10 protein-coding genes are annotated in these 17356 nt (G+C 63.6%); 8 read left to right on the top strand and 2 right to left on the bottom strand.

All coding sequences use genetic code 11. The features are described from left to right. Positions 1-66 precede the first annotated feature (66 nt). The 5 genes from PYR71_RS06345 to cueR all read left to right on the top strand — a co-directional run bounded on the left by PYR71_RS06345 (position 67) and on the right by cueR (position 13365). Positions 67-5535, top strand: coding sequence for an alpha-2-macroglobulin family protein (locus PYR71_RS06345; RefSeq protein ID WP_275618664.1), 5469 nt, complete (start codon positions 67-69; stop codon positions 5533-5535). Then, entirely contained in the window at positions 5535-7616 is a 2082-nt protein-coding gene (gene pbpC / locus PYR71_RS06340) for a penicillin-binding protein 1C (RefSeq protein WP_275618663.1), read from the top strand. Before PYR71_RS06345 ends, pbpC begins: the two co-directional genes overlap by 1 nt. Positions 7617-7676: 60 nt before the next feature. Then, a complete protein-coding gene (treY, locus tag PYR71_RS06335; RefSeq protein ID WP_275618662.1) occupies positions 7677-10280 on the top strand; it encodes a malto-oligosyltrehalose synthase in 2604 nt (867 codons plus the stop codon). A 151-nt stretch (positions 10281-10431) separates the two neighbouring features. Next, positions 10432-12966: a heavy metal translocating P-type ATPase gene (locus tag PYR71_RS06330; RefSeq protein WP_275618661.1), complete on the top strand. Its 2535-nt coding sequence runs from the start codon at positions 10432-10434 to the stop codon at positions 12964-12966. A 9-nt stretch (positions 12967-12975) separates the two neighbouring features. Beyond that, positions 12976-13365 carry a Cu(I)-responsive transcriptional regulator gene (cueR, locus tag PYR71_RS06325; RefSeq protein WP_275618660.1) on the top strand — a complete coding sequence of 130 codons (390 nt, stop codon included), beginning with the start codon at positions 12976-12978 and terminating at the stop codon, positions 13363-13365. 28 nt (positions 13366-13393) lie between these two features. Here the strand turns inward: cueR and PYR71_RS06320 are convergent, their stop codons facing one another. Beyond that, positions 13394-13693: a hypothetical protein gene (locus PYR71_RS06320; RefSeq protein WP_275618659.1), complete on the bottom strand. Its 300-nt coding sequence runs from the start codon at positions 13691-13693 to the stop codon at positions 13394-13396. Positions 13694-13868: 175 nt separating this feature from the next. On the opposite strand from PYR71_RS06320, the gene PYR71_RS06315 reads away from it, so the two are divergent. Genes PYR71_RS06315 through PYR71_RS06305 form a run of 3 tightly spaced genes read left to right on the top strand, consistent with a single transcriptional unit; the run spans position 13869 to position 15893 of the window. Continuing rightward, positions 13869-14408: a sigma-70 family RNA polymerase sigma factor gene (locus tag PYR71_RS06315; protein ID WP_183919036.1), complete on the top strand. Its 540-nt coding sequence runs from the start codon at positions 13869-13871 to the stop codon at positions 14406-14408. Next, complete coding sequence (locus PYR71_RS06310; protein WP_183919037.1) at positions 14395-15162, top strand: anti-sigma factor family protein; 768 nt, start codon at positions 14395-14397, stop codon at positions 15160-15162. Before PYR71_RS06315 ends, PYR71_RS06310 begins: the two co-directional genes overlap by 14 nt. A gap of 20 nt (positions 15163-15182) precedes the next feature. Next, positions 15183-15893 carry a Bax inhibitor-1/YccA family protein gene (locus PYR71_RS06305; protein ID WP_183919038.1) on the top strand — a complete coding sequence of 237 codons (711 nt, stop codon included), beginning with the start codon at positions 15183-15185 and terminating at the stop codon, positions 15891-15893. A gap of 122 nt (positions 15894-16015) precedes the next feature. Here the strand turns inward: PYR71_RS06305 and PYR71_RS06300 are convergent, their stop codons facing one another. Beyond that, positions 16016-17152 carry an RHE_PE00001 family protein gene (locus tag PYR71_RS06300; protein ID WP_275618658.1) on the bottom strand — a complete coding sequence of 379 codons (1137 nt, stop codon included), beginning with the start codon at positions 17150-17152 and terminating at the stop codon, positions 16016-16018. Between the last annotated feature and the right edge of the window lie 204 nt (positions 17153-17356).

Raw genomic sequence — 17356 nt, 5'->3', positions numbered from 1 at the left:
CGCGTGAGGAGTGAGGAGAGTGCCGCCGGTTAGAGCCAGCATCGCCTGTATCCTTGGGGGGAATCTATGTCCGTGCGCTCGTTCTTTGCTTTCGCCAGCATCGCATTTTTGTCCGTGATCGCCGTCAGCTTTCCAGCCGCCGCCGCGGAGACGAAGCGTGACATTCAGACGATCAAGGACGCCGATTTCTTCGGCTTCGATCTTCGCACCGAGCAGAACGTCTCGCTCGATCAATGCAAAACCTCCTGCATCGGCGACAAGAGCTGCAAGGCCTTCACCTACAATCCCAAGGTGAAATGGTGCTTCCTGAAATCCGATTTCAAGACGATGAACGCCTTCCCCGGCGCGATCGCCGGCAAAATCGTCGAGACATCAGCCCAGAAGGAACCTGATATCGGCGCCGCACCGCGCCTGACCTTCCTGACCAACGACCTGATCCAGCAAGCCCACGACTTCAGGGACAATCTTGCCCTGACCGACGGCCAGCAGGGCCAGGGCGCCGCCAGCCTGACGGCCAATGCCCGTCTCGACATGACCGCCAACAACCTGACCGACGCGTTGATCGCCTTCCACGGCGCGCTGTCGCTCACGCCAGACGATGCCGATCTCTGGCTCGAAACCGCCCGCGCCGCGATTTCCTTCGGCAGCACGGAAAGCAGCGTCACCGGCCAGGCCGTGCTCGATGCGCTGAACGGCTACGAGCTGACGCGCACCAAGGCCAAGCGCGCCGAGGCCCTTGCCGTGCTCGCCAGCGCTCTCGAACGAAACGCCAATTACCGCCCCGCGCTCGGCGCCTACAAGGCGAGCCTGGCGCTGGTTGCCTCCGACGAGGTGCAGAGCGCCTACCTGCAGCTCAAATCGACGCAAGGCTTCCGCATCACCGAACACACGGTCGACGCCGACAGCGCGACGCCGCGGGCCTGCGCCACCTTCTCCGAGGCGCTGGTCAAGACCACCGACTACACGCCCTTCGTGACGTTGAACGGCGAGGCGCCCAAGGCGGTCGAGACGAAGGACAAGCAGATCTGCGTCGAGGGCCTGACACACGGCCAGACCTACAAGATCGCCTTCCGCACCGGCCTGCCGTCATCAGTCGACGAGACGCTCGATGCGCCTGTTGCCATCGACGTCTATATCAAGGATCGCAGCCAGATGGTGCGCTTCACCGGCGACAGCTTCGTGCTGCCCTCGACGGCGCGCCGCGGCATTCCGATCGTCTCGGTCAACCTGACCTCGGCCAATCTCAAGCTCTACCGCATCGGCGATCGCGGAATCGCGCCGCTTTTGACCAACTCGCAGTTCCTGAGCCAGCTCGACGGCTACAGCGCCCAGAACATCCAGGATCAGAGCGGCGAGCTTGTCTGGCAGGGTTCGATCGAGATCGCCAACGAGCTCAACAAGGACATCATCACCAGCTTCCCGGTGGACGAGGCGCTGCCCGAACGCAAGCCCGGCATCTACGTGATGACCGCAACGGCGGGGAACGGCCCGGCGCAGGAATGGGATTCGCAGGCGACGCAATGGTTCCTCGTCTCCGATATCGGCGTCAGCACCTATGCCGGCACCGACGGCCTCAACGTCTTCACCCGTTCGCTCGCCTCGGCAAAACCGATAGCAGACGTCGAATTGCAGCTGCTGGCCAAGAATAATGAGGTGCTCGGCACGGCGACAACCGATGAAAACGGCCGCGCCATCTTCACCGCCGGCCTGATCCGCGGCACGGCGGCGCTGACACCTGCCGTCATTACCGCGAAGAACGGCGCCTCGGACTATGTCTTCCTCGACATGACACGCGCCGGCTTCGATCTCTCCGACCGCGGCGTCACCGGCCGCGCCTCGCCCGGCGCGATCGACGTGCTGACCTTTACCGAACGCGGCATCTATCGCGCTGGCGAAACGGTCCACGCTCAGGCGCTTGCCCGCGACACCGACGGCAATGCCATCGAGAATCTGCCGCTGACCTTCATCTTCAGCCGCCCGGATGGCGTCGAAGACCGCCGGATCGTCAGCCAGACCAGCAATCTCGGCGGTTATTCCGTCGATTTCGCCACCCAGGAAAACGCCATGCGCGGCACCTGGACGATGAACATCTACACCGATCCGAAGGGTAGCGCGATCGCCAGCAAGAGCTTCCTGGTCGACGATTTCGTGCCTGATCGCACCGACATGGAGATCAAGACCGAGGCCAAGGAAATCGGCCCGGATACGCCGGCGAACATCACGATCTCAGGCAAATATCTCTACGGCGCTCCGGCCGTCGGCCTGACGCTCGAGGGCGATGTTGTCGTCAAGCCGACGCGTGAGAGCGCCGCCTATAAGGGATTCTTCTTCGGCCTTGCCGACGAGGAGGCGAACGAAGATTCGCGTCTGCCGATCGACGGGCTGCCGGAGCTCGACGAAAACGGGCAAGCTTCGACCGACCTCACCGTCGGCGACCTGCCGGCAACGACGCAGCTGCTCAACGCCACCGTCTATATCCGCATGCAGGAAGCGGGCGGGCGCGCCATCGAGCGCTCGCTTGTCCTTCCGGTGAAGAACGAGCGCGCTTCGATCGGCATCAAGCCGGAATTTTCCGACGAGCTGCCTGAGAATTCCGTCGCCAACTTCACGGTGATCGGCGTCAATGCCGCCGGACAGAAACAGGAGACGAAGGGCCTGCGCTGGAAATTCTACAGCCTCAACCGCGAGTACCAATGGTATCGCGAGGGGACGGCCTGGAAATACGAGCCGGTCTATACCGCCGAGCAGATTTCCAACGGCAGTGTCGACGCAACGATGGACGGCGGCAAGATTTCCGTGCCGGTGACCTGGGGCCGCTACCGTCTCGAAGTGGAAAGCCCTGACGCCGACGGCCCGACCTCCAGCGTCGAATTCGACGCCGGCTGGTTCGTCGCCTCGACGTCGACCGAAACGCCGGACGGCCTGGAAATCGCCCTCGACAAGGACAGCTACAAGATCGGCGAAACTGCCAAGCTGAAAGTCACGTCGCGCTATGGCGGCGAACTGATGGTGACGGCCGGAACCGAAAAGCTCGTCGCCGTACAGAATACCACGATCGGTGAGACCGGCGGCGAGATCGACATCCCGGTCACGGCGGACTGGGGCGCCGGCGCCTATGTCACGGCAACGCTCTTCCGCCCGGGCGACGCCCAGGACAGCCACATGCCGATGCGCTCGATCGGCATCAAATGGCTGAAGGTCGATCCCGAACAGCGCGCGCTGCAGGTCAAGCTCGATACGCCGGAAAAGATGCTGCCACGCGGACCGCTTGATATCGGCCTGCAGGTGACCGGCGCGGGCGCCAACGAGGATGCCTACGTGACGGTTGCCGCCGTCGATGTCGGCATTCTCAACCTGACGCGTTATGAACCGCCGAACCCGGAAGACTGGTATTTCGGCCAGCGTCAGCTCGGTCTCGAGATCCGCGACCTCTATGGCCGGCTGATCGACGGCTCGCTGGGCGCGACCGGCAAGCTCAGGACCGGCGGCGACGGTGGCGCCATTGCGCTGCAGGCAAGCCCGCCGACGCAGAAGCTCGTCGCCTTCTTCTCCGGCCCGGTCAAGCTCGACTCCGAGGGCAATGCGAAGGTCTCCTTCGACATTCCGCAGTTCAACGGCACGGCGCGCGTCATGGCGGTCGCCTGGTCGAAGACCGGTGTCGGCCACGGCGTCAAGGATGTCATCATCCGCGATCCCGTGGTCGTGACGGCCAGCCTGCCGAAATTCCTCGCTCCTGGCGACAAGGCCAATCTGCGCCTCGACATCGCCAATACCGATGCGCCGGCCGGCGACTACAAGCTGCAGCTGACCGGCAATGACGCGGTCGGCATCGAAGACGGATCCGCCGCGCAGACGATCCGCCTCGAAGCCGGCGCGAAATCCCAACTGACGCTTTCGCTCATCGGCAAACAGCCGGGCGCCGGCAGCGTCTCGATCAACCTTTCCGACGCCTCCGGCCTTTCGCTCGACCAGGTCGTCGACGTGCCGGTCCGTCCGGCATCCCTGCCGATCACCCAGCGCAGGGTGCTGGCACTGAAGCCGGGGGCCAAGCTGACGGTGGACAAGAACCTGCTGGCCGACAGCGTGCTGCCTGGCGCCTCGATCAGCGTCAATGTCACCCGTTCGGCGGCCTTCGACATTCCGGCGCTGCTGATGACGCTCGACCGCTACCCCTTCGGATGCGCCGAACAGACGACCAGCCGGGCGCTGCCGCTGCTCTATTTCGCCGAGGTGGCGAAGCAGGCGGGCATCGAAAACGACGAGGACGTGCGCAAGCGCGTACAGGACGCGATCTATCGTGTGCTCTCCTACCAGGCCTCAGCCGGCAGCTTCGGCCTCTGGGGTCCGGATTCCGGTGACGTCTGGCTCGATTCCTACGTCACCGATTTCCTGACGCGGGCCCGCGAAATGAAATATGACGTGCCGGAAAAGGCCTTCGTGCAGGCACTCGAAAACCTGCAGAACACCCTTTCCTACACCACCGACATCAAGGGCCAGGGCGACCAGATCGCCTATGCCATCTATGTTCTCGCCCGCAACAAGAAGGCCGCGATCAGCGATCTGCGTTATTACGCCGATACGATGATCAACGACTTCCCGACGCCGCTCGCCAAGGCACATATCGCCGCCGCACTGGCGCTCTACGGCGATGCCCAGCGTTCGAAGAACATTTTCATCGACGCGCTGCAGATGTCGCAGCAATCGATGGTGTCGCGCGTGAACCTCTCGCGCACCGACTACGGCACGATCCTGCGCGACGGTGCGGCGATCCTGGCGCTTGCCGCCGAGAGCCGGCCGGTGCCACCTGTCATCCCGGATCTCGCCAAGGCCGTTGCCAAGGAATGGGGCCGCAGCAAATACAAGAGCACCCAGGAAGAGGCCTGGATGCTGCTTGCCGCGCGCGCGCTCCAGGGCGGTGATGACGGCCTGAAGATCGATGTCAATGGCGCGGCGCATAGCGGCGCCTATATGGCACGCATGACCGGCGATGCGCTCGCCGATCATCCTCTGACGCTGACCAACCAGACGAACGACTCCGTCTCGGCTGTCGTCACCACCGTTGCCGCCCCCACCGTGCCGCTGCCGGCCGGCGGCGACGGCTTCCTCATCGAGCGCAGCTATTACACGCTCGACGGCGAGGAGGCCAATATCAGCGAGGCGAAGCAGAACGAGCGTTACGTGGTCGTCATCCACGTGCGCGAGACCAATGACTGGCAGTCGCGCATCGTCATCACCGACCTTCTGCCGGCCGGCTTCGAGATCGACAATCCGAACCTCGTCGACAGCGCCCAGATGACGAATTTCGACTGGATCGGCGAAATATCAGCCGCCCATACCGAATTCCGCTACGACCGCTTTGTCGCCGCCTTCAACCGTGCGCCGGGCGAGGAGCGTGAATTCAACGTCGCCTATGTCGTACGCGCCGTCACCCCCGGCACTTACGACCATCCGGCAGCAAGCGTCGAGGACATGTACCGGCCGGAGCTTTCAGCCCGCACGGCGACCGGAAAGATGGAGGTCGTAGCAGCACAATAATGAGGCTGTGGCACAAGTTCGCGATCGGCTCCGCCGCCGGCATCCTGCTTGCCGGCGCGGCTCTGCTCGCGCTCGACGCCGCCGACCGGACCTTTCCGCCGCCGCTCGACAAGGCGGCGGTGGTTTCACCCGAGGTGCTGGATGCCGATGGGCAGCTGCTGCGTGCCTTTGCGACCCCGGAGGGCCGTTGGCGGCTGAAGACTGTGGTCGCCGATGTCGATCCACAATTCCTGCGCATGCTTGTTGCCTATGAGGATCAGCGTTTCTACGATCACGGCGGCATCGATATCCTGGCGCTCGGGCGTGCCAGCCTGCAGTTCGTCCGCAACGGCCGAATCGTCTCCGGCGCCTCGACGCTCTCGATGCAGGTGGCCCGGCTGATCGAGCCGCGCACGGAACGCTCGTTTTCAGCAAAACTTCTGCAGCTGGCACGCGCCGTGCAGATCGAACGGCGGCTGTCGAAGGAAGAGATCCTCGACCTCTATCTTACCCATGCCCCCTATGGCGGCAACCTTGAGGGCGTGCGCGCCGCAAGCCTTGCCTATTTCGGCAAGGAGCCGCGCCGCCTGACCGTCGCCGAGGCGGCGCTGCTGGTCGCCCTGCCGCAATTGCCGGAACGGCGTCGTCCGGACCGCAATCTCAAGGCCGCGCAGGAGGCGCGCAAGCGCGTGCTCGACCGCGTCGCAGTGGCCGAGGCCGTCGGCGACGGTGAGGCGGAACGGGCCGAAACGGTCGCCATTCCACCGCGGCGCCTGCAACTGCCTGCCCTTGCCGCCCATGTCGGCGAAGCCGCATTGCGGAAGGAGCCTCTGGTCCTCAAGCATCAGACGACGTTGAAGAAGCAGGTGCAGCAGGGGCTGGAATCCGTCGCCCGCGCCGCGACGACGAAACTCGGCCCGAAGCTTTCGCTCGCCATGGTGATGGCGGATGGCCAGACCGGTGCGATCGTCGGCGAAGTCGGCTCGGCCGATTATTTCGACGCCAGCCGCTCCGGCTGGATCGACATGACACGCGTCAACCGTTCGCCTGGCTCGACGCTGAAGCCTTTCATTTATGGACTCGCTTTCGAACAGGGCCTCGTGTCCCAGGAGACGATCATCGAAGACCGGCCGGCCGATTTCTTCGGCTACCGGCCGCGCAATTTCGACATGAGCTATCAGGGCGACGTCACCGTGCGCGAGGCCTTGCAGCTCTCCTTGAACGTGCCGGCCGTCAAGCTGCTCGACGCCGTCGGGCCGTCGCGGCTGCTGGTGCGCTTCCGCCGCGCCGAAGTGCGCCCGGCCCTGCCGCCGAATGAAACGCCGGGCCTTGCGATCGGTCTCGGCGGCGTCGGCATCACGCTGAAGGATCTGGTGCAGCTTTATACAGCGCTCGCCAATCGCGGCCAGCCGGTACGGCTCGGCGACGGCGTCACCGGCACACCGGGCAAGCTCGACGGCGAACCGCTGCTTGAGCCGGTAGCGGTCTGGAACGTCGCCGATATTCTCTCCGGCGTCATTCCTCCCGCCGGCGCGCCGCAGCGCGGCATCGCTTACAAGACCGGCACGAGCTACGGCTATCGCGACGCCTGGTCGATCGGCTATGACGGCCGGTACGTGCTCGGCGTTTGGGTCGGCCGGCCCGATAACAGCGCCGTGCCCGGTCTGACCGGCTATGGGACCGCCGCGCCGATCCTGTTCGAGGCTTTCGCCAAATCCGGCCTCGCCACGACGCCCCTGCCCCGCCCGCCGGCGGGCGCCGTGCGCATCGCACAGTCGGAGCTGCCGATCAGCCAGCGGCGTTTTGCGCTGAATGCCAGCGGCCTGCTCGTCGCCTCCGGTCGCGAGCCCGCGCCGCTGATCGTCTATCCGCCGGAGGGCGCGCATATCGATCTCGGCGCAAAGGGAGGCGACCTGTCGCCGCTGCTGTTGAAGCTGCAGGGCGGCCGCGCGCCCTTCCGGTGGCTCGCCAACGGCAAGCCCTTACCCGATCTCTCGCGCCGTCGCACCCAGCAATGGCTGCCCGATGGCGGCGGCTATTCGAAACTGACCGTCATCGATTCCGCCGGACGCGCCGCAAGTGTCGGCGTTTTCATCGACTGAAGGAACCAAAGCCGGGCTACAACCGTTGGAAAAGGTCTCCCTCCAACGTCAGACGGCCTCATGACAGTTCCGACAGCGACCTACCGGATACAGTTCCGCAACGGCATGACCTTCGATGATGCTTCTCGCCTCATCCCCTATCTCAAGACGCTCGGCATCAGCCACCTCTATGCCTCACCGATCTTCACCGCCGTCAGCGGCTCGACACATGGCTATGACGTCACCGACGCCAATGAGATCGATCCCGCACTTGGCGGCCGCGCCGGGTTCGACCGGCTGACCGAACGCCTCGCCTCGGCGGGCATGGGATTGGTTCTCGACATCGTTCCGAATCATATGGCCGCCTCACCGGAAAACGCCTGGTGGCGGGACGTCCTGGCATTCGGCCGGCAGAGCGCCTATGCGCGCCATTTCGACATCGACTGGCGCGAGCCGCTGACCCTGCCGCAGCTCGGCCAGGAATTCGAAGAGGCGCTGGCCGCCGGCGAACTGCGCCTCGTGCTTGACGAAACGCACGGCAATTTCGCGTTAGCCTATTTCGAGACGCTGCTGCCATTGAACCCCAGCAGCTATGGCGCGGTCGCAAACCGGCTTGACGATCCGGCCGCGACGAGAATGGCGGAGGCGGCCGTCACATCAGGCGAGGACTTCGCCCGGGCGCTGCGCGACATCCTCTTCGAAGGCGGCGATCGCGCGACCCTCCGGCGAAAGCTTGAGGACGTCTCGTCCGATCGCGAATTCCTGAGAGACCTGCATGACGAGCAGCATTGGCGCCTGACCCATTGGAAGGAAGCGGCGCGGCATCTGAGTTACCGCCGCTTTTTCGAGGTGACCGGACTGGTCGGCACCCGCGTCGAGGACCCCCGGGTGTTCGAGGACATGCATCGGCTGGTGCTCGAGCTCGTGCGCCATGGCAAGGTGCAGGGCCTGCGCATCGACCATGTCGACGGGCTCGCCGAACCCAAGGCCTATCTCGACAGGCTCAGGGCAGCAGTCGGTCCCGACACCTATATCGTCGTCGAAAAGATCCTCGGGGCGGGCGAGGTCCTGCCGGAGAGCTGGCCGGTCGCCGGCACCACCGGATATGAATTCATCGCCGCCCTCAGCGAGCTCTTCATCGACGCCAGCGGCCTGCGGATATTGGACAATGCCTATCGCGGCCTCGCCGGCGAGGCGGGCGATCTCGATGAAGGCCGGCGCCTTGCCAAGCAACAGATGGTCGAGCGCAATTTCGCCGGCGAGACCGGCAGGCTGGTCGCCATGGCAGCGGGAATCTTTCCCGAGATAAACCGGGAAGAGATCGCCACCGCGGTGCGCGAGCTGCTGATCGCATTCCCCGTCTATCGCACCTACGGCGACGGCGGTCCGCTGAGCTGGCAGGATTCGGCCGTCCTTGCCGCAACCGCATCGCAGGTCATGCCGCAACTCGACCGGCGCGCGCTCGATCACGTGCTGAAGCTTCTCGAAGGCAAGATTGACGGTGACGCGGCCCATGAATTCCGGATTCGCTTTCAGCAGCTGAGTGGGCCCGTCATGGCGAAGGCGACGGAGGATACGCTGTTCTACCGCTATAGCAGGCTGCTTGCCGCAAACGAGGTCGGCGGCGAACCGGGCAAACCGCCCGAGGGGCCGGACGGCTTCCATCGTCGGATGGCCGAGCGGGCGCGGCTGCAGCCGCATGGGCTTTCGACGAGCTCCACTCACGACACCAAACGGGGCGAGGATGCACGCGCAAGACTTTACGTCTTGAGCGAGGGCGCGGACGTTTTTGCCCAGGCGGTGGAGCGTTGGCGTCACATGAACCTTTCCTGGCTGAAGAATTTGCCGGGTGGTGCCGCGCCTGAACCGAATACCGAATGGATGCTGTATCAGGCGCTCGCCGGCGTCTGGCCGGAAGAATTCGACAGAGCACAGGGGGACGACCTCCGCGTGCGCTTTACCGATTACGCGGTAAAGGCGGTGCGCGAGGCGAAATTGCGCAGCGCCTGGACCGAACAGGATGGCGCTTACGAGGAGGCGATCACAGCCTATGCGGCGGCGCTGGTATCGCCGGACAATGACGCCTTTCTGGAAGATTTCGAAAGGGTGCTGCAGCCCTTCATTGCGGCGGGCTACGTGAACAGCCTGTCGCAGACACTGCTCAAGCTTACGGCGCCGGGCATTCCCGACATTTATCAGGGCTCGGAAGGTTTCGATTTCAGTCTTGTCGATCCCGACAATCGCCGGCCGGTCGACTATACGCGACTGACGGCTTGGCTTGATGAAGCCGGACCGATCGCCAAGCTTCAGGCGGCCGCCTTGAAGCAGCGCATCGTCGCAATCGGCCTGCAGCTTCGCCAGCGGCACCCGGTTCTCTTCGCCAAGGGCGACTATCTGCCGTTGAAGACGACGGGCAGCCGCCGTGATCACGTGCTGGCTTTCGCCCGCGTGCATAATAGCGAATTCGCGATCACCGTCGCCCCGCGGCTGATGTTCGGCTGGCTGGATCCCGGCGTGCTTTTTGCCGGCCCGGAATTCTGGGAGGACACGTCGATCGCGGTGCCCTCCCCTCTTCACGGGCTGAAGGCGGATCTCGTGACTGGAAAAACGATCGAGCCGGGAGGCAGCATTTCGTTGGCCGCACTGCTTGGGAGCCAGCCCCTCGGCCTGGTCAGCCCGATCTAAGGATCGGCGCGATCTGAGGATCGGGCGATGCCGCGGTCGCGCGACGCGAAGTAGCCGATAAAATCGATATCGCCAAAATTAGCGCTTGACCTTCCAGTTGCTGGAAGGTGGATAAGCCTCTCCAACTGCCCTTCGGGCATCGGAGATAGTCATGGATACCAAGCACGAACACGACCACCATCATCATCACAACCACACCCACGGCAACGGTCAGTGCCGTTGCGGCCATGATCATCAGGAGAAGTCCGCCGAAGTTGTGATCCGTGATCCCGTCTGCGGCATGACCGTCGATCCGCAAGCCGGCAAACCCTCGTTCGACCACCAGGGCCGCATCTATCATTTTTGTTCCGAGAGCTGCCGGACGAAGTTTGCGGCTCAGCCACAGGATTATCTGACAGCGAACGATCCGGTCTGCGGCATGTCTGTTGATCGTTCGACGGGAAAATACTTTCTGAAATTTGAGGGCGAGAAATTCTACTTCTGCTCGGCCGCCTGCCAAACCAAGTTCGAAGCTGACCCGTCCGCCTATCGCGACGGCGCCCGTCCGGCAGCCAAGCTGGCGCCAAAGGGCACGCTTTATACCTGCCCGATGCATCCGGAGGTCATCAGCGACCGTCCCGGCGACTGCCCGAAATGCGGTATGGCGCTGGAACCGATGGGTATTTCTCCTGATGACGAAGGCCCGAACCCGGAACTTGTGGATTTCTCCAGACGGCTTTGGGTCAGCGCCATTCTTGCCCTGCCGCTGCTGGCGCTCGGCATGGGGCCGATGCTCGGCCTGCCGCTCCGAGAAGCGATCGGCGAACCACGGGCGACATACATCGAACTGCTGTTGGCGACGCCGGTGGTGCTGTGGGCGGCCCTGCCATTCTTCCGCCGCGCATGGGCGTCCCTCGTCAACCGCAGCCCGAACATGTGGACGCTGATCGGCCTCGGCGTCGGCACCGCCTATGTCTACAGCGTCGTCGCTACGCTTGCGCCGGGTATTTTCCCGATGAGCTTTCGTGGCCATGGCGCTTCCGTGCCCGTCTATTTCGAGGCGGCGGCCATCATAGTCGCTCTGGTTTTCGTCGGCCAGGTGCTGGAGTTGAAGGCACGCGAGCGTACCGGCTCGGCGATCCGCGCCCTGCTCGACCTCGCGCCGAAGACGGCGCGGCGCATTGATGCCAATGGCAACGAGAGCGACGTGCCGGTGGAGGAGATCCAAACCGGCGACCGGTTGCGCGTGCGCCCGGGCGAGCGCGTGCCGGTGGACGGTTCTGTCCTGGAAGGCCAGTCGACCGTCGACGAATCGATGATAACGGGCGAACCCTTGCCGGTCGAGAAGACGGCGGGCGACGGGTTGACCGGCGGTACGATCAACAAGAACGGCTCTCTTGTGATGTCGGCCGAGAAAGTCGGTGCAGACACGGTGCTGTCGCGCATCGTCGACATGGTCGCCAAGGCGCAGCGTTCGCGGGCGCCGATTCAGGGCGCCGTCGACCGCGTGTCGGCCTTCTTCGTGCCCGCCGTCGTTGCCGTGGCCGTCCTTGCCTTCATCGTCTGGGCCGCCGTCGGGCCGGAACCAAGCCTGGCAAACGCGCTGCTTGCCGCTGTCGCCGTTCTGATCATCGCCTGCCCTTGTGCGCTCGGTCTGGCGACGCCAATGTCGATCATGATCGCGACGGGGCGCGGCGCTGGCGAAGGCGTGCTGATCAAGGACGCCGAAGCACTGGAGCGCTTTTCCAAGGTCGACACGCTGATCGTCGATAAAACAGGCACGCTGACGGAAGGCAAGCCTGTTCTCACCGACGTCGTCGCCGTCGGCGGCATCGAGGAAGGCAGGCTACTGTCGCTGGCGGCCAGCCTCGAACGCGGCTCGGAACATCCCCTGGCCGAAGCGATCGTTTCCGGTGCCGAAGAGCGCGGTATCACCTTCGTGGAGGTGACCGGCTTCGAGGCGAAGACCGGCAAGGGTGTAAAGGGCCTTGCCGCCAGTGCGAGCGTGGCGCTCGGCAATGCAGCAATGCTCGCCGAACTCGGCGTCGATCCCTCGGCGTTGTCGGAGAAGACAGAAGCGCTGCGTGGGGACGGCAAGACGGTAATGTTCGTCACGGTCGACGACAAGCTTGCCGGTCTTGTTGCCGTTGCCGACCGGATCAAGCCGACGACATCAGCCGCCATCAAGGCGCTGCACGACAGCGGGCTGAAGATCATCATGGCGACCGGCGACAACGAGCGCACCGCGCAGGCGGTCGCAAAAAGCCTCGGCATCGATGAAGTCCGCGCCGACGTGCTGCCGGAAGGCAAGAAGGCGCTGATCGAGGAATTGCGCGCCAAGGGCGCCGTCATCGCCATGGCCGGCGACGGCGTCAACGATGCCCCGGCACTTGCGACCGCCGATGTCGGCATCGCCATGGGCACCGGCGCCGATGTGGCGATGGAAAGTGCCGGCATTACATTGGTCAAGGGCGACCTCAACGGCATCGTCAGGGCGCGGCGGCTGGCGGAGGCGACGATGCGCAATATCCGCCAGAATCTCGGTTTCGCCTTCGCTTATAATGCCCTCGGCGTCCCGGTCGCCGCCGGTGTGCTCTATCCGGTCTTCGGCCTGCTGCTGTCGCCGATGATCGCGGCAGCGGCGATGAGCCTCTCGTCGGTGTCGGTGATTGCAAATGCGTTGAGGCTGCGCTTGGCAAAATTATAGGAGATAGCGATGAATATCGGCGAAGCATCTGAGCGCTCCGGCCTGCCTGCGAAGACGATCCGCTATTACGAGGATATCGGCCTCATCCGCCCCGAAAGGGGCGGAAACGGCTATCGCGACTACGCTGCGAGCGACGTTCACAAGCTGCGTTTCCTGCAGCGCTCGCGCGGTCTCGGCTTTTCGGTCGACGAATGCCGGCAATTGCTGGCGCTCTATGAGGACAAGGGTCGGGCGAGCGCCGACGTCAGGGATATCGCCGAGAGCAAACTCGGTGAGATCGACCGCAAGATCCGCGAACTGACGGAACTTCGCCGCACGCTGGAGCACCTCGTGCATGCCTGCCATGGCAATGACCGGCCGGACTGTCCGATTCTCGAAGAGCTTTCGGACGGCGGCTGAGCTTTTCAGTAAGGTCGGGTCAGGAAGGTCAGGATGTGTCCCGTGTGAGCGCTTGAGAGAACGGCGCCGACCCTGCAGCATCGCCCTCGTCGCCGTCATCAAGCACGCCCTCATCGAGGCGATGCTTGATTGCAAGCGCATAGATTACGTCGAGAATATTACGGTCCTTGAGATGCGTATCGCTCAGGGCGAGAAGCGAGGCCCGGACGATTTTCTTGCTCGTGGCCTTCGGGCAACGCGTCTTGACGAAATCATACAGCGCCTCACCCGTCAGTCCCTCCATGGCGCCGTCCACGAGAGCTTCGTAGACCCGCTTCTTTTCCTTCATTGTGCATCTTCCCCTCCAATCAGCGGCGTGATGATCTGGCATGTGATCGTCATAAACAATCGCCGATTTAAGGCGCGCATCATATCCTGGCCGAATATCGGCAACCATATTCCGTCCGGATGACTTTTTTTGTCCCGCCGGGAATAAAATCCCGCGCGCTTGCGTATACTCAATCATGGAACGCAAAGACCGCCCCTTCGACGTCATCGGACAGCTCGCAGCGCTGAGGCGCTACGCGCGTGCGCTGGTGCGCAATTCGGACGAGGCAGAGGATCTAGTACATGATGCGCTGGTGCGCGCCTTCGAGAAGAAAAAGAGCTTCCGCAGCGGCGGCAACCTGCGTACCTGGCTGCTCTCCATCTTGCACAATGCCCATATCGATCGCCTTCGCCAGAAGCGGTCGCTGACACGGCGCCATGACGAAGCGGCTGTCGAAGCCGAGCAGTCCTTGCCGGCCGGCCAGGAACACGCCGTGCGCCTGCAGCAGGTACGCGACGCCTTCTTCGACCTGCCGGAGGAACAGCGCGAGGCGCTGCATCTCGTTGCGATCGAAGACCTTTCCTATCAGGAAGCGGCCAATGCGCTCGGCATTCCGATCGGCACGCTGATGTCACGCATCTCCCGCGCCCGCACGCAGCTGCGCGAATTCGAAGAGAAGACACCGCGCGTTTCGCATCTGAGATTAATCGGAGGGAACGGCCATGAAAGCAGTTGATCCGATCGTCGACGCCGATCTCGACGCCTATGTCGACGGCGAGCTCGATGTCGCACGCCGCATCCAGGTGGAGTCCTATCTTTCGGAGAACCCGGCGATTGCCGCCAAGGTGATGGCCGATCTCAGCGTGAAAGGTGAGCTGCGCCTGGCGCTTGCCGGCGAAAACGGCTTCGGCCGTCCCGAGACCCGCGATGCCGCCCGCCGGTTGGAGCGTGGCCTTTCCTATGGCCGCATCTTCCACTCCATGCAGCGCATCGCCGCCGTCGGTATTCTGGTGACCGCCGGTTGGGTGGCGCACAATTCCTTCGGTGCCTTTTCGGCGACCGAGGTAGCGGCCTCCGTTCCAGCGCCCGCCTATGTCGAGGATGCCGTCCGCGCCTATCAGACCGCAGTCCTGCGCGAAACCATGCCTTCGCAGCCACCGACCACTTACAGCGCCGACGACATCCGCGCGGCCACCGCGATCGTGATGCCCGAACTGCCTAGGGATTGGAAGATCGCCGACGTGCAGATCTTCCCGTCCGAATTCGGCCCCAGCGTCGAGATGGCGATCACGGTAGCGGATGGAAAGCGACTCTCGCTTTTCGCCGTCCGGCCGGGCGCCTTCGAGGTCCAGCCGGTCAGCCATCTCGCGCTCGAAAAGGCAGAAGCCGCCTATTGGCAGATCGGCGAGGTCGCTTACGCCCTGATCGCCGACGATAGCGGTCTCAATCTCGATCAGGCGGCCGAACGGCTCGCTCGCTCGCTCTATTAGTTCTAACCGAGGAGATCAGCATGAACCCGATCAATCCCCGCTATGGCGCCGTTGCCGGCTCCCAGGCTATCTTCGACGAGGGTCTGCGCCAGCACATGCTGCGCGTCTACAATTATATGGCTCTCGGCCTCGTCATCACCGGCCTCGTCGCCTTCGTCGTCGGCTCGACGCCGGCCCTCTATGTCCCGATCTTCGGCTCGCCGCTGAAGTGGGTGGTAATGCTGGCGCCGCTCGCCTTCGTCTTCTTCTTCTCGTTCCGCATCCAGACGATGTCGGCCAGCACGGCGCAGATCACCTTCTGGGCCTTCTGCGCGGTGATGGGCCTGTCGCTCGCCTCCGTCTTCCTGGTCTTCACCGGGATGAGCATCGCGCGGACCTTCTTCATCACCGCCACGATGTTCGGCGCCACCAGCCTATACGGCTATGTGACGAAGCGTGACCTGTCGCGCATCGGCTCGTTCCTGATGATGGGCCTCTTCGGCGTCATCATCGCCAGCATCGTCAACATCTTCCTGGGTTCGAGCGCGCTGCAGTTCGCAATCTCGGTGATCGGCATCGTCGTCTTCGTCGGCCTCACCGCCTACGACACCCAGAACATCAAGGAACAATATTCGGAAAATTACGATCAGGAATCGAACCAGAAGCTCGCTGTCTTCGGTGCGCTCTCGCTCTACCTGAACTTCGTCAACATCTTCACGCTTCTGCTCAACTTCACGGGCGAGCGGGAATAGGACCGCGCTTCCGGGGGCAATGGAAGCGCAAGAGCGCCCGGTCTGCAGTCTGTGACAGGATGGCAGATCGGGTGCTCATCTCAAAACGAAAGCGGCCGGGTTCACGCCCGGCCGCTTTCGTTTCAGATGATACCCCAGGCACGATAGCGACCGCGGCCGGTGATTTCGCGAATGCCGATCTCATTGACGAGGTTCAGCGCGCCGCGCGGCGTAATCCTGAGATGGCGGGCAATCATCGCCGCCGAGACCATCGGCCGCGACAAGATGAAATCGGCAAGCTCAGGCAGGCTGCTGTTTGAGCGGCGGCCGCGATAGCGCAGCTCCATCTGCGTGCGTGCCAGCGACAACCGGTCGATTTCCTTGAGACCGGCCGCGGCACCCAGATGCATCGCCTCCAGAAAGGCTTGCAGCCGGGTTGGCCGGTCGCGCGCCCGCCGCCGCTCGTGGCGCACCAGCTTCAGCCCGCCGTAAAAGGAAAAGAGATGCGAGGCGACCTTGCCGCGGGCGCGGAGATAACTTGCGACCAGAAGACCGCCGAGCCAATGCTGTCGCCGTAGCGGCTCGATCCTGTCCCAGGCCTCGAAAAGAATGACGGCGCCGAGGATCGGCGGCAGGCTGTCGGCCAATGGCAGCACGCTTCGCCACTCCGCAAGCCGCTGTTCCTCGTCCCATTCCTCGTCGCCGAGCAGCCCGAGCGGGTCATCGTTGCGCTTGGCTGAGGATATTGCGGCCACCGCCTCTCCCGCCGGCGCCTTGCCCGTATGGATGTCGATGAGCTTCTGCGAGCGGGCAAGCAGCGCATCGATCTCCGCCATCTCGGCGGCAAGCGGCCCGCCTTCATCCTCGCCCTCTTCGTCGGTCTCGACCTCGATCGCCGGGGTTTGGCTTGCCAGCGCGGTCCCCTCCGCTTCCCCGATGGCCGACGTCAGCACTGCAAGGCCCGACCCGCTAAGAGCCCAGGAAGGTTCACCGGTCCAGATGCGCCGACGCGTCCGCAGCACCGAATGGGCGATCGTCAGCTCGTGGCTGGGGGCTCGGCTATCCATATGCGCGTCGTGTAAAACGAGATCCTCGACATGCACGAGTTCGCCGGCGACCCAGAGCGCGCCCGCAGCATCGAAGAAGTGACTGCGCTCGGCAAATCCCTCGCCGACCGGCGAGCGCAACACCCGCTCGTCGAGCCGCGCCAATCCGTCCTCTGCGGCAGCAAGGGCTGGAAGCAGGCTTTGAAGCATCGCACCGTCAATATCATAGCGCATTGTTAAGCTTTACGGTTTTTAACAAATTGAAGCAAAAAGCTTATTTTCTTCCGTCACGATGACATGGTTAACGGTGCATTTCAACAAAAGCGGTGGGGAAGAAAGTGCGTTAAGGCTCGTCGACAGGCCGCATCTTCTTCTAACCCTCGCAGCTGAGGTCATCGAGATCTTTGCGGAGATCTGAGGTGCCGGCCGTGCTCAATG

It is taken from the genome of Rhizobium mulingense (assembly GCF_029194105.1).
GTDB lineage: Bacteria > Pseudomonadota > Alphaproteobacteria > Rhizobiales > Rhizobiaceae > Rhizobium > Rhizobium mulingense.
The sequence above is the reverse complement of the archived record's forward strand: the minus strand, read 5'-3'. Positions and strand labels throughout refer to the sequence as shown.

Excerpts from the sequence above, each read along its gene's own strand:
- PYR71_RS06305 (WP_183919038.1), top strand. The coding sequence starts at position 15,183 with ATGAACCCGATCAATCCCCGCTATGGCGCCGTTGCCGGCTCCCAGGCT.
- cueR (WP_275618660.1), top strand. The coding sequence starts at position 12,976 with ATGAATATCGGCGAAGCATCTGAGCGCTCCGGCCTGCCTGCGAAGACG.
- PYR71_RS06345 (WP_275618664.1), top strand. The coding sequence starts at position 67 with ATGTCCGTGCGCTCGTTCTTTGCTTTCGCCAGCATCGCATTTTTGTCC.
- PYR71_RS06330 (WP_275618661.1), top strand. The coding sequence starts at position 10,432 with ATGGATACCAAGCACGAACACGACCACCATCATCATCACAACCACACC.
- PYR71_RS06315 (WP_183919036.1), top strand. The coding sequence starts at position 13,869 with ATGGAACGCAAAGACCGCCCCTTCGACGTCATCGGACAGCTCGCAGCG.
- PYR71_RS06320 (WP_275618659.1), bottom strand. The coding sequence starts at position 13,693 with ATGAAGGAAAAGAAGCGGGTCTACGAAGCTCTCGTGGACGGCGCCATG.
- pbpC (WP_275618663.1), top strand. The coding sequence starts at position 5,535 with ATGAGGCTGTGGCACAAGTTCGCGATCGGCTCCGCCGCCGGCATCCTG.
- treY (WP_275618662.1), top strand. The coding sequence starts at position 7,677 with ATGACAGTTCCGACAGCGACCTACCGGATACAGTTCCGCAACGGCATG.
- PYR71_RS06310 (WP_183919037.1), top strand. The coding sequence starts at position 14,395 with ATGAAAGCAGTTGATCCGATCGTCGACGCCGATCTCGACGCCTATGTC.
- PYR71_RS06300 (WP_275618658.1), bottom strand. The coding sequence starts at position 17,152 with ATGCGCTATGATATTGACGGTGCGATGCTTCAAAGCCTGCTTCCAGCC.